Origin of the sequence: Bacillus sp. LJBS17, assembly GCF_019334685.1 — a bacterium.
Taxonomy (GTDB): Bacteria; Bacillota; Bacilli; order Bacillales; family Bacillaceae; genus Bacillus; species Bacillus subtilis.
On sequence record NZ_CP079759.1, the window covers coordinates 2,920,930 to 2,933,527 of the forward strand.

General features: G+C 44.1%; 13 protein-coding genes and 1 pseudogene. 1 reads left to right on the plus strand and 13 read right to left on the minus strand.

The window, feature by feature from the left end; translation table 11 throughout:
- Window positions 1–156: 156 nt before the first annotated feature.
- From KXZ66_RS15120 to sppA, 9 genes and pseudogenes are all read right to left on the minus strand, one after another.
- The gene (locus tag KXZ66_RS15120; RefSeq protein WP_021480306.1) at window positions 157–669 is read right to left on the minus strand and encodes a MogA/MoaB family molybdenum cofactor biosynthesis protein; all 513 of its coding nucleotides are present in this window, start codon (window positions 667–669) and stop codon (window positions 157–159) included.
- An 84-nt stretch (window positions 670–753) separates the two neighbouring features.
- Window positions 754–1,941, minus strand: a complete 1,188-nt coding sequence (locus KXZ66_RS15125) for an acetate kinase (protein ID WP_003223511.1) — start codon at window positions 1,939–1,941, stop codon at window positions 754–756.
- A gap of 172 nt (window positions 1,942–2,113) precedes the next feature.
- A pseudogene (locus KXZ66_RS15130) lies at window positions 2,114–2,316 on the minus strand (hypothetical protein).
- Window positions 2,288–3,277, minus strand: a complete 990-nt coding sequence (locus KXZ66_RS15135; protein WP_042974972.1) for a class I SAM-dependent methyltransferase — start codon at window positions 3,275–3,277, stop codon at window positions 2,288–2,290. The pseudogene KXZ66_RS15130 and the gene KXZ66_RS15135 overlap by 29 nt, the downstream one beginning before the upstream one ends.
- A gap of 60 nt (window positions 3,278–3,337) precedes the next feature.
- Entirely contained in the window at window positions 3,338–3,841 is a 504-nt protein-coding gene (tpx, locus tag KXZ66_RS15140) for a thiol peroxidase (RefSeq protein WP_003223506.1), read from the minus strand.
- Between the two features lie 109 nt (window positions 3,842–3,950).
- Entirely contained in the window at window positions 3,951–4,406 is a 456-nt protein-coding gene (gene ytfJ / locus KXZ66_RS15145; RefSeq protein ID WP_003223504.1) for a GerW family sporulation protein, read from the minus strand.
- A 13-nt stretch (window positions 4,407–4,419) separates the two neighbouring features.
- Entirely contained in the window at window positions 4,420–5,100 is a 681-nt protein-coding gene (locus KXZ66_RS15150; RefSeq protein ID WP_015483561.1) for a DUF2953 domain-containing protein, read from the minus strand.
- 74 nt (window positions 5,101–5,174) lie between these two features.
- Complete coding sequence (locus KXZ66_RS15155; protein ID WP_014477652.1) at window positions 5,175–5,669, minus strand: RDD family protein; 495 nt, start codon at window positions 5,667–5,669, stop codon at window positions 5,175–5,177.
- Window positions 5,670–5,681: 12 nt separating this feature from the next.
- Window positions 5,682–6,689: a signal peptide peptidase SppA gene (sppA, locus tag KXZ66_RS15160; protein WP_021480310.1), complete on the minus strand. Its 1,008-nt coding sequence runs from the start codon at window positions 6,687–6,689 to the stop codon at window positions 5,682–5,684.
- Window positions 6,690–6,874: 185 nt separating this feature from the next.
- On the opposite strand from sppA, the gene KXZ66_RS15165 reads away from it, so the two are divergent.
- Window positions 6,875–7,678: an NAD kinase gene (locus KXZ66_RS15165; RefSeq protein ID WP_021480311.1), complete on the plus strand. Its 804-nt coding sequence runs from the start codon at window positions 6,875–6,877 to the stop codon at window positions 7,676–7,678.
- A 31-nt stretch (window positions 7,679–7,709) separates the two neighbouring features.
- Here the strand turns inward: KXZ66_RS15165 and KXZ66_RS15170 are convergent, their stop codons facing one another.
- The 4 genes from KXZ66_RS15170 to thiI all read right to left on the minus strand — a co-directional run bounded on the left by KXZ66_RS15170 (window position 7,710) and on the right by thiI (window position 12,595).
- Window positions 7,710–9,299 carry an amidohydrolase gene (locus KXZ66_RS15170; RefSeq protein ID WP_021480312.1) on the minus strand — a complete coding sequence of 530 codons (1,590 nt, stop codon included), beginning with the start codon at window positions 9,297–9,299 and terminating at the stop codon, window positions 7,710–7,712.
- Window positions 9,300–9,318: 19 nt separating this feature from the next.
- Window positions 9,319–10,908, minus strand: a complete 1,590-nt coding sequence (gene mbcS, locus KXZ66_RS15175) for an acyl-CoA synthetase MbcS (RefSeq protein WP_021480313.1) — start codon at window positions 10,906–10,908, stop codon at window positions 9,319–9,321.
- Between the two features lie 178 nt (window positions 10,909–11,086).
- Entirely contained in the window at window positions 11,087–11,296 is a 210-nt protein-coding gene (gene sspA, locus KXZ66_RS15180; protein ID WP_003223491.1) for an alpha type acid-soluble spore protein SspA, read from the minus strand.
- A 93-nt stretch (window positions 11,297–11,389) separates the two neighbouring features.
- Window positions 11,390–12,595, minus strand: coding sequence for a tRNA uracil 4-sulfurtransferase ThiI (gene thiI / locus KXZ66_RS15185; RefSeq protein ID WP_003229326.1), 1,206 nt, complete (start codon window positions 12,593–12,595; stop codon window positions 11,390–11,392).
- Window positions 12,596–12,598: the final 3 nt, after the last annotated feature.

Sequence of the window (12,598 nt, forward strand, 5' to 3'; positions counted from 1 at the left end):
TCTCAACCGTGTTTCTATTTTGTATAAAAATAAATTATATTTAATAAAAATACATTTTGTATGTATACACTTTAACAAGTACGTTTCGTTTTTTCAAGCCTTTTATAAAAAAAACTTCACCTAAATTTCAGGTGAAGTTTCATAGTATTTATTCATTTACTTGTCTTTTCTGATTTCTCTGACCACATGCGCAAGTTCGGGAATAATCAGCTTATTCATTGCCAGCTTTACCGCGCCGCTTGAGCCTGGCGTTGAGAAAACAGCGGTATGCTGAATGACGCCGGCAGTTGCTCTCGACATGATTGCGGCAGGGCCGATATCCTCTGTATAACTCAGCATCCTGAATATTTCTCCAAAGCCGGGCAGTTCTTTCGAAAACAGCGGCGTAATGGCTTCAATTGTGACATCACGATCTGCTATGCCTGTCCCTCCGTTTAAGAGTACCGCGTCTGTCTGTTCATCCATGCAGCCCGCAAGCACTGACCGCTGCAAAGCATCCTTTTCGTCTTTTACAATTTCATATGCGGCAATATGATGACCGGCTTCTTCTAAAAACGAGATCATCAGCTTGCCGCTTTTATCGGTTTCCTCTGTCCTCGTGTCACTGACAGTAATTACTTTGCAACGAACGATATCGGGAGCTTCTTGTTTATGCTCTTGAACACTCATTGGCCCACCTCTTTTATGTTTTCTGTCTGTCACTATCATGCATCAACAAAAAAGCACATTCAAGAGAATGTGCTTTCATGCGATTTATTTTGCTAAACGAACAACGTCGCGCGCAATCATGACTTCTTCATCAGTCGGAATGATCATGACTTTTACTGGAGAATGCGGATAGCTGATGAAAGCTTCCTCGCCGCGCACGTTATTAAGCGCAGGATCCCAGTATACGCCCATGAATTCTAAACCGCGAAGAACGCGTTCTCTGACTTCCACACTGTTTTCACCGATACCGGCAGTAAAGATGATCGCATCGACACCGCTCATTCTTGCAGCGTAAGAACCGATGTATTTGTGGATTCTGCTTGCGAATACTTCAAGAGCCGTTTCCGCGCGCTCATTTCCTTCTTTCGTTGCTTCAACGATGTCACGAAGATCGCTTGAGAAACCGGAAATGCCGAGCAGTCCGCTTTTTTTGTTTAATGTATTCAGTACTTCGTCAGCCGTTTGGCCTGTTTTCTCCATGATGTATGGGATCAGGGCAGGGTCGATGTTTCCAGAGCGTGTGCCCATTGCTACACCGGCAAGCGGCGTAAAGCCCATGGATGTGTCAATAGATTTTCCGCCTTCAACAGCGGCAATACTTGCTCCGTTTCCAAGGTGGCAGGAAATCAGGCGCAAGTCTTTTAACGGACGGCCGAGAAGCTCTGCCGCACGCTCAGTTACATATTTATGTGAAGTGCCGTGGAAGCCGTATTTACGGATGCCGAATTTTTCATAGTATTCATACGGCAAGCTGTAAAGGTAAGACTGCTCAGGCATTGTTTGGTGGAATGCTGTATCAAATACAGCTACCGCAGGAACATTTGGAAGCACTTCTTTGAACGCTTTAATTCCAACGATATTTGCCGGATTGTGAAGCGGTGCCAATTCAGAAATATCTTCGATTTCCTTAATGGTTTCATCCGTTAATAAAACAGAATCGCTGAATTTTTCTCCGCCGTGAACGACACGATGGCCAATTCCGTCAATTTCATTCAAGTCTTTAATAATGCCGAATTCCGTTAACTTATTCAGCAGCATTTTAACAGCTACCGCATGATCTGGAATATCAGTTACTTCTGTATTTTTTTCGCCGTTCACAGAAATTGTGAATACGCTGTCGGCGATACCGATTCGTTCAACTAAACCCTTCGTTAAAACGGTTTCTGAAGGCATTTCGAAAAGCTGAAATTTCAAAGACGAGCTTCCTGCGTTAATTGCAATAATTTTGGACATGATTGACGCTCCTTTATACTCTGTATCAACAACTTCGTTTTTCGTACTTTTTTCCCGGTGAATATCAACATCTTCTCCGAAAAATATCTGACTTTTCCATTTAAACATTGTCATGTCGGCTTTTCAAGTCAACTTGCGTATTGATAACGCTTACAATAAGAAGTCGTTATTTTCAGACACATTCCCTATAGGTTTTGTATTGATGAACGCTTACAATTTGCGGTTTTTCCCTCTGTATTTTGTGTTTCAAAGCTGGATTCAATTCGTCAAGTCCGGTCTTCAAAAGCATAAATAAAAGCAGCTTAGGCATCGACCTCATACGGTTGCCTAGCTGCTTTTAAAACACTTACTTTTCTTTTTTAAACCATTCATCAAATTGAGCCATCATATCAAGCATCGCCTTTTGATTGGAGAAAGACGGAAGATTCGCAAGCAGAATTTGCCCCGGCGCTTTCGTATTCTCTCCTTGTTTCTGAAGCACAAGGATGCTTTTGGCATGAGCTTCGTCTTTAAAAATAGATTTTGGCAGCTGCAACAGTGCGTTGATATGAACCTTATCTTTGAAAAACTGTTTCAGCTTGCCGCTTTGGGAGCTCTCAAACAAATGATTCGGAATCATAAAAAATAAGTAGCCGCCCGGTTTGGTATGCTTGACGCTCTGTTCAATAAACAGATGATGAGCGAAGGAATGGCCTTCGTCAGCTTTGAGCTCAAACGCTTCTGCTCCTTCGTCATTCGGATAATAGCCGACTGGCAAATCACAAATGACCGTGTCAACTGGATCGATAAACAACGGCTCAAGGCTGTCTTGGTGGAAAAGCTCAAGCTCTTTTTTCAGAAGGTTCGCTTGGGCATAGGCGATCTTCAAGAGCACATCATCAATTTCAATGCCAAAGCTGTTTGCCGTTTTTTCAGACAGCTGGTTCAGCACGGTAAACAGAAGGTTCCCAGTTCCCAAGGCTGGATCAAGAATGGTCAGTTCCTTTTTGTCCGCCATAAACTTATTCACCAAATAGCTGATGAAAAGCCCGATCGTATCCGGCGTCATTTGTCTGTTTGGATGGGAGATATCTTTCATTCCTTTAAGGACGGCAAGCTGAAAAGCCTTGCGTACCCACTCATGCTCATACGTGCCGAATTCCGCTTTTTCAAGCAGAGCCTGAAGATGTTTGGTTTTCTGATCAGCAGGCAGTTTCAGCTGATCCGTTTTTTCAAGAAAATACATTTCTCCTGCTTCGGCCAGCGCCTCTATATATGAAATCTGCAATTCATTCTTTATCATAATCGCGGCTTCGTTTAACAGCTCATACACCGCACCTACATGGTCTTTTTGCATATTGTGTTCCTCCTTGCCATGAAAAAAGCTCCGGCGGCAGCCTGGAGCTTTTTTCCCTGCTTACTTCACTAATGCCTTAGCAGCCTCAATTGGCTTTTCATAGTTCGGGTGGTTTGTTGCTTCGCTTACATATTCAGCGTAAACGACTTTTCCGTTCTCATCAAGGACAAATACGGAACGAGCAAGCAGACGAAGTTCTTTAATATACACACCGAACGCTTCGCCAAATGACATATCTCTGTGGTCAGACAGTGTTTCCACTTTGTCAATTCCGTTAGCGCCGCACCAGCGCGCTTGCGCGAATGGAAGGTCTGCACTGATTGTGTAGACGTTGACATCTCCAAGCTTTGCAGCTTCTTCGTTAAAACGGCGTGTTTGTGCATCACAAACACCTGTATCAATTGAAGGGATAACAGAAATAATCGTTACCTTTCCTTTCATGTCAGCTAACGATTTTTCTTCAAGGCTGTTAGTCAGCACTGTGAAATCAGGAGCTTGATCTCCTACCTTCACTTCTTGTCCGACAAGTGTAACCGGACCGCCTTTGAATGTAATTTCAGCCATTATAATTCCTCCCTTTTGTATGTATGTCTCTATCATAGTAAAGTTTCCTGCAAACTGCAAAGTTTATGCCAAAAAAAAGTTAACTGCGGCCAGCGCAGTTAACTTTTTTTTAATAATTCATATTGTTCATTTGGTTTTGATTTTGGCCCTGGCCTTGGTTCTTGTTATTTTTCTTGAACATTTGCTGGATGCGCTCGAGTGTTTGAGGGGCTGCGTCTAAAATTTTCTCTATTAAATGGGTATTTTCATCTAAATGAAGCATTCTGATGCCTGTCGATCCGACAATTAAAAACGCGATCGGCGTAATGGACACACCGCCCCCGCTTCCGCCTCCGAAAGGAAGTTTCTGTTCTCTTGTCTCATCGTCTTCCGATTTCTTTTCGGCCGGCTTTCCGCCAAACTCGCTTCCGCCTGCGGCGAATCCGAATCCAACTTTAGAAACAGTTAAAATCACACTTCCATCAGGCGTTTCTACTGGATCTCCGATGATGGTGTTAACATCAATCATTTCCTTCAAGTTTTCCATTGCGGTTTTCATTAACCCTTGGATGGGATGGTCTGCCATATACGCTTCCTCCTTAAACTGATGAATCATTCTTTGAAGTCATTCTAGCCGACGGATTCTTCTTTAATACGGATAGCTCCCGTCCGTATTTGACGAATTTGAAAGCTGCAAGCATAGCATGTCCAAAGCGAAAAAAGAATATACACTGAAAATGGGTCTTGGAAACAGGGACTTGAAACGACGGGATCACCTCATAGACAGGTTTATTCACAAAGTCCAGGTGGTCGTAGAGCATTGCTGCGATACCGCCCTTCACACCCCATACAGCACCTGTTAACACACCTGTCACTGCCGCGTCCTGAATTCCGATTACTGTAACCCATTCTAGTTTTGTGATATGTAAATGCGCGAGAAAAGACGCGCTGATTTTCCGCAGTCTGGTGACCTGATGCAAAAGCATTTCGATTTTATTAATGCTTTGCTGCACATCGTTTTGTGTAATTTTTTTCTTTCCGCTGCTTTTTTTCATTTTAGATTCAGTTTTTTGTTTGATATCCACTGTTCCGTCTTCTTTGTTCACCTTAATCGCCGGGATTGTTTTTTTGATCCTTATAAGGCCAAACAGCGCCGTAATCTTCAAGGTCAATTTGTCATTATCAGCGGCATGAAGATACTCCAGCGCGACATGGATTTTCATTCTGAGAAGCAGTACGATCCCTATGAGAATAAGAATGGCTGTCAGTACATACACCATATTCTTCACTTCCTCTAGGAGCATTATCGCCAATTCCTAAAAAAATAAACCCGGACGGAGGTCCGGGTTATCGGTTATTTGCGGTATAATTTTTCATGCACCACGGTGGTATCTGCGATGTAATCATGAATCCCTTGTTTTGTAGGTGAAAAGGCAACAACGATATATAAAATCCAAATCTTATCAATATACCGTCCCACCACTTCACGAAAAATAACTGTACTCCATGTCAGCTTGCTATCTTGCTTCACAGAAACCACTTTGAGGCCGAACACCATTTTACCAAGCGTCTGCCTGAAGTATTTTGTCATGAGTGCGAAATAGGCAAGATACACAATAAGCGTTGTCACACTGTAGGCCGAGAAGGTAAACATGCCGGATGTTTTCGGCAGATCCAATACGGTAAAGAGGGGAGAAACGAGCAAATGGTTTAATCCCCATATCACGAGCCAATCAAGCAGGAAAGCCCAGAAACGAACCCAAAAGCCAGCATAGGCATGTGTCAGCTGCTCCGCTTCTTGCGGGCCTTTGATGTCATTGCGCTCTAACTCTTCATATGTCGCGTCCATTATTGTTCCCTCCTACTTCGCATAGAGATACATCATCCTCGGCGAACCGGATTGCGATAGAATTTCTCTCATATTCAAAAAATCAATCTCACTTTTAAACATTTTGTTCGCGCCCATGGAAAACAGTGAGCCTAATCCGAAGCTTTCCTCATAAGAAATGACAGAGGCGTTTTTCAAATCCTTGTGATCCTTTTTCATGGCCGTAATGGTATCGTCATAAAAACCAAGCTCATCAACGAGGTTCAGTTTTTTCGCCTGCCGTCCGTCATACACGCGGCCGTCCGCAATTTTCTTTACCTCTGCTTTCGGCATGCTGCGCCCTTTTGAAATGACATCAACAAAGCCTTCATACGAATTATCAACCATCGATTGCATGATGTTTTTTTCTTCTTTCGTCATCTCACGGGAAGGAGACATAATGTCCTTATGGGCCCCGCTCTTAATCGTTTCAAAAGAAATGCCAAGCTTGTCGGCAAGCTTTGAATAATTGACGCTTTCCATAATGACGCCGAGTGACCCGGTCAGGGTTTCCGGTGTCGCAAAAATCTTATCAGCCGCTGTTGAGATGTAATAGCCTCCTGATGCTGCCATCGAACCCATTGACACGTAAATCGGTTTTTTCGTTTCTTTCTTGATTTCTTCCAGTTTCTTATGTATTTCAGCACTTTCATACACTCCGCCACCCGGAGAATTCACCTTCAGAACGATACCTTTGACCGTCTTGTCATCTTTTGCGCGCTCAAGGTTTTTTAAGAACGTTCTGTGGTTATATCCGTCTGCACCAAGCAGACTGCTTGAGTCCCCATTATCCTGAATGGTGCCGCTGACCTCTAATACGGCAATTTTACTTGAGAGACTGCCGTTTTCCAGCGTCTTTTCCTGCGATTCATCTGTCAGTGATGTGAGATCCGTTTGAGCGCCTTTGACGCTTTCAAAGAAACTCATAGAGATGCTGACGATAATAGACACGCCGAAAATCCCCAGAGCAATCACTAATGCAATCCATCTTTTTGCATTCATTTTTTCTCCTCCTTTTTCCTAAACTCTCTCATTATACGATTCAATATGAAAAATGTTTCACTTCATGAGAAAGCTCCGGCTTAACGGGCTGCCGGCAAACGTGGTACACTTATGGCCAAAGGTATTTTATCACAAATACTGGATGGCAGAAAAACTTAAATATGACAGCAAAGGGGAAATGGGATATGACCGATCAACGCCGTAATGTTTATTTTTTTCACAAACAGGATCAGGAAACGCACGAACAAGCCCGCTCGTTAACACAATTGGCGGAAGAGCATGGATTTACCGTTGTGAACCAACACTCAGACGCCAATATTATCGCTAGCATTGGCGGGGACGGCACATTTTTGCAGGCAGTCAGAAAGACGAATTTTCGTGACGACTGCTTGTACGTCGGCATTACCAAAAAGGGGAAAGCTCATCTATATTGCGACTTTCATAGTGATGAGCGAGAAAAAATGGTCGATGCAATGACGTTCGAACAAATTGAAGTGAGAAAATACCCGCTGATTGAAGTGACAGTGGATCAAGCCAGTCCTTTTCACTGCTTAAACGAGGTATCCATCCGCTCAAGCATCATCAAAACCTTTGTGATGGACGTGCTGATTGACGATCTGCACTTTGAAACGTTTAGAGGTGACGGAATGATTATCTCAACGCCTACAGGCAGCACCGCCTATAACAAATCTGTTGCAGGAGCGGTTGTTGATCCATTGCTTCCATGCATGCAGGTATCTGAGCTTGCATCCCTTAACAATAACACCTACCGGACACTCGGCTCGCCATTTGTCCTCAGCTCTGACCGAAAGCTGACCCTTCGTGTGGTGCAGGACGGAAATGAGCACCCGATTATCGGTTTGGACAATGAAGCACTCAGCACGAGAAATGTGAAAACGATCGAAATCAAACTGTCTAATAAGAAAATCAAAACAGTCAAACTAAAGGACAATTCATTTTGGGAAAAAGTGAAGCGTACTTTTTTATAGAAAATAAAAGGACAGGCTGCTGCCTGTCCTTTTATGATTTCTCATATACAATCTGGCCGTTAATCACGGTTTTTTTAATATCTAAAAGATGAAGCTGTGCGGGGTCAATGGCAAACGGATCACCACTGAGAACTGTAAAATCCGCGTCATAGCCTTCCGCAATTTTCCCGCGTGACTTCTCTTTATAAATGATACCGGCGCTACCTTCTGTATAAAGCTTTATCGCTTCATATACAGGTAAACATTCACTTTCATTATAGCTTGGCCCGTTTTGCTCATGACTGCTTTTCCTGAGGACCGCGGACTGGATCCCTAGAAGCGGGTCAACAGGCTCAATCGGGGCGTCTGAACCGCCCGCGCATAAAATGCCTTTAGATATGAGGGTTTTCCAGGCAAATGCAGTCTTCATCCGGTCTTTTCCGAGACGGTCAATGACCCATGGAAAGTCGCTTGCAACGAAATGCGGCTGAAGATCAAGTGCGATCGGCATGCGTGCTGCTCTCTCGATTAATTCGTTATCAAGCACTTGGGCATGAATAAGCCGATCATGCCGGCCGTTTTTGGGCGGATGCTTTTCAATTGCGTTCAGCACTTTTTCAAAAGCAAGATCTCCGATTGCATGAACAGCAACCTCCATCCCTTTTTCTCTCGCTTTGCGAATGAGCCGGCCAAGGGTTTCGTCATCGTGAACCTGAACACCATTTGTTGATGGATCATCCTGATATGGTTCTTTCAACAAAGCCGTTCTCCCGCCAAGCGCCCCGTCCGCAAAGATTTTCATCGCACCAAACTCCACATAAGGGCCGGACGGCTTATCCAGCTGCTCCCATCGATCGACCGCTTCATGATGAACGAGCAAATGGCAGCGGAACGGATACTTTCCGCCAGCGGCAGCTTTCTCATAAGCTTTCAACGGCACCGAAACATCACCATAATAGGACAAGTCTTCCGAATGACCGCCCGTCAGGCCTTTTGTCCAGCAATCCTTTATTCCAGCCGTTAATGCCTCATCAACATAGTGCTGGGAGACTGGCGGGACAGCGTTCAGAATCAAATCCTGCGCCTTATCAAACAGGAGTCCGGTCGGCTCGCCATTTGCATCTTTTACGATGACTCCGCCGTCAGGATCAGGAGTATTTCTTGAAATTCCCGCTGCTTGAAGAGCCGCAGAATTGACAGCTATTGCATGCCGGCATATACGCTTGAGCAAGACGGGCCTGTCAGGAAACAGGCGATCAAGATCATGCTTAGTCAAGTAGTCAGGTGTCTCAAACTGATTTTCATTCCAGCCTTCTCCAATGAGCCAATCGTTTTTAGGAAGCTGCCGCTCTCTTTCCTTCGCAGCCTGTAAAATTGAATCTTTCGACGTCAGTGCGGACAGATCGAGCTGAAGCTGTTTCTCACCGTGGCCGATCAAATGTAGATGGCTGTCAACAAAACCGGGGAACATCACTGCTCCGTTCAGGCTGATTTCTTCTGTTTCCGGCGACCCGTACTTTTCCTTCAAACGTTTATAGCTGCCGGTGCCTTTTATGACACCATCCTCAACATAAACTGCCTCAGTCCGATCGCCTTCTTTGAGCATCGTATAAATGAAACCGCCGTGCCATATCGCCTTCATTCACGTTCACTCTCTTTCTTTACGCCTTTTTATTGGCTTTGAGCTGTTCTTCACGTTTTCTTAATTCCACTCGTCTGATTTTTGCAGAAGCCGTTTTCGGCAGGTTTTCCACAAATTCAATTTCTCTAGGATATTTGTATGGAGCGGTAATCGTCTTCACATGGTTTTGCAGCATTTTGACAAGCTCATCACTGCGTTTTTCATGATTTTGCAGGACAACATATGCCTTTACAATGGAGCCTCTGATTTCATCAGGGCTCGCGACAACAGCACATTCTTTTACTTCTGGGTGCTTAACAAGCGCGTCTTCCACCTCGAAAGGCCCGATCGTATAGCCGGAGCTGATAATAATATCGTCATTTCGGCTTTCAAACCAGAAGTAACCTTCCTCATCTTTTCTTGCTCTGTCTCCCGTTAGGAAATAATCGCCGCGAATTTGTGTTTTCATTCTTTCCGGATCTTTAAAATACTCTTTAAAGAGCGCAGGCGTACTGAGGTGAACAGCGATATCGCCAACCTCACCAGGTTTGCAGATTTCACCGTCTTCATTTATGATCTCCACCTGATTTCCCGGTGTCGGCTTTCCCATGCTTCCCGGTTTAATAGGCGTATCTTTCAAAACACCAACCAAAAGCGTGCTTTCTGTTTGGCCATATCCGTCCCGTACCTTAATGCCAAAGTGCTTTTGGAAAACATCAATGACTTCACGATTGAGCGGCTCACCTGCGGAAACAGCGCTGTGCAGGGCAGAAAGATCAAAACGGTCCAAGCCTTCAACCTTCGCCATTAAGCGGTATTCTGTCGGCGTGCAGCAGAAAACATTGATTTTGTAGCGATTTAAAAGCTCTAGATATTTTTCTGCTTTGAATCTGCCGTGGTACACAAAACCGGTTGCTCCGCTGCCAAGCACCGCTAAAAACGGACTCCATACCCACTTTTGCCAGCCAGGGGCAGCAGTAGCCCAGACGATATCCTTTTCAGAAATATCAAGCCAAGCGCCGGCAGAAGTTTTTAAATGAGCAAATGCCCATCCATGTGTATGTACAACACCTTTCGGCTGACCTGTTGTCCCGGATGTATAGGATAAGAAAGCCATATCATCTCTTGTTGTGTCAGCTGTTTTAAATTGGCTTCCGTCCGCTTCAATTGATAAGAGGTTTTTCCAGCCGGCATCATTTTCACCAATAGACAGTGTAATCAGTTTGTCAGTCGTACTGACATCCCGGAAAGCGCCAATAAATTCTGAGTAGACGATGGCGCCTTTTACCTCTGCATGTTCAATCCGGTATTCAAGATCTTTCGCGCGAAGCATTTCGGAGCACGGAATGACAACCATTCCTGATTTCAGGATAGCCAAATAAACAGCATAGGCTTCAAGCACCCGCGGTACCATTACAATCAGCTTGTCTCCCTTTTTAAATCCAAGATCAGCTAAGGCCGCTCCGATTTTATTTGTTTCTTCCATCAGCTTTTCATACGACCAAGATTCTTGCTTGCCCGACTCGTCCTCCCAAAGAAGAGCGGTTTTTTGTCCAGCAGCACTGAACTTTTCCATTTCATTCACTAAATTATATTGCACAGGGGCAATTAAATCTTCACGTTTTAACACGAACAACTCCTCACTTTCTCCACCCATTATACATAAATACAGGCTCTTTCCGTAAGGATATGCCTAAAAGCAACCTCTGTAAACATAGATTTTATAGGCCGCTGGTCCTTTTTTATATGTAAAAAATGAAAAAGAGTGGGGATACCCCCACTCCTAAGCCATTATGTGAAATTGTAAATTAGAATTGTCCTCCGCCCATGTTTTGTTGAGCAAAAGATACAAGACGTTTTGTGATCTCTCCTCCAACAGAACCGTTAGCGCGAGAAGTTGTGTCTGCTCCAAGGTTTACACCGAATTCAGAAGCGATTTCTAATTTCATTTGGTCGATCGCTTGAGCAGCTCCTGGTACTAAAAGGTTGTTGCTGTTACCTGAGTTATTGTTAGCCATGTGTCTCACCTCCTTGTGAGTATAGAATGTGTCAAAACACATGGCTTCATTCAGAAAAACTTTGGTAATTGTATACAGGAGCTGAAAATTGATTTAAAAGAGTTCAGCGAATTTATCGTTAGCTTCTTGTTCGCTATACAGGGTCATTGTCTCAATGTTATCTACCGCTTCTTGAATATACGGCTCGAAATCAACAAAGCTTTCAAAGTGTTCAATTTTCTCTTTTTTAGGGCGTGTTTTCGGGCTTGGCGGTGTAAAGATCGTGCAACAGTCTTCAAACGGCTGAATGCTTGTCTCATATGTGCCAATTTCCCGTGATTTTTCGATGATTTCTGTTTTGTCCATGGCGATTAGCGGACGCAAAATCGGTGTTGACGTCACCGCATTAATTGCATACATGCTTTCAAGCGTTTGGCTCGCTACCTGACCGAGGCTTTCTCCCGTAATAATGGCAAGCCCGTTTCTCTTTTCTCTGATTCTGTCGGCTATCTGAAGCATGAGGCGGCGGGTTGCCGTCATTGTGTAATTTTCAGGAATTTGTTTTTGGATGAGCTCTTGCGTTTTTGTAAATGGAACAATATGAAGTGTCATGCTTCCCCCAAAACGGGACAGACATTTCGCCAGATCCATTACCTTTTGCTTTGCGCGCTCGCTTGTGTATGGCGGGCTGAAGAAATGAACAGCTTCTACCGACAATCCCCGTTTCATCGCATAAAAACCGGCCACAGGGCTGTCAAAACCGCCAGAAAGCATCAGCATCGCTTTTCCTGCTGAACCAACTGGCAGCCCGCCTGCACCTTTTTCATCACGAATTGTCAAAAATGTTGCTTCTTCCCTGATTTCGATTCTGAGCGGGATGTCTGGGTTGCGAACATCGACCGTCAATCCTTCTGTATTTCGCAAAATATGGCCGCCGATTTCAGCGTTCATCTGGTTTGTATCTAATTCAAATTGCTTATACGCTCTCTTTGTCGCGACTTTAAACGTATCACCTGGTTTATACTGATCTTTGATAGCCTTTAGTGCGGTTGCCTTAATATCATCAAGGCGGCTGTCACATTTAATTGCCAGGCTGAAGCTTTGAATCCCAAACACTTGCTTTAAATGAGGAAAAAGAGCCTCAGGATCCTCTCCATTTAATGTAATCGTCATACGATCCCTGTTGGAAAAGTATTTTAAATTCGGATAGTCTTTCAAAACGAGTCTGATGTTTTGTTTTAAGCGCTCAATAAAGCTTTTTCTGTTTTTGCCTTTGGTCGAAATTTCCCCAAAACGAATTAATATATGATCGTAATTCATGTT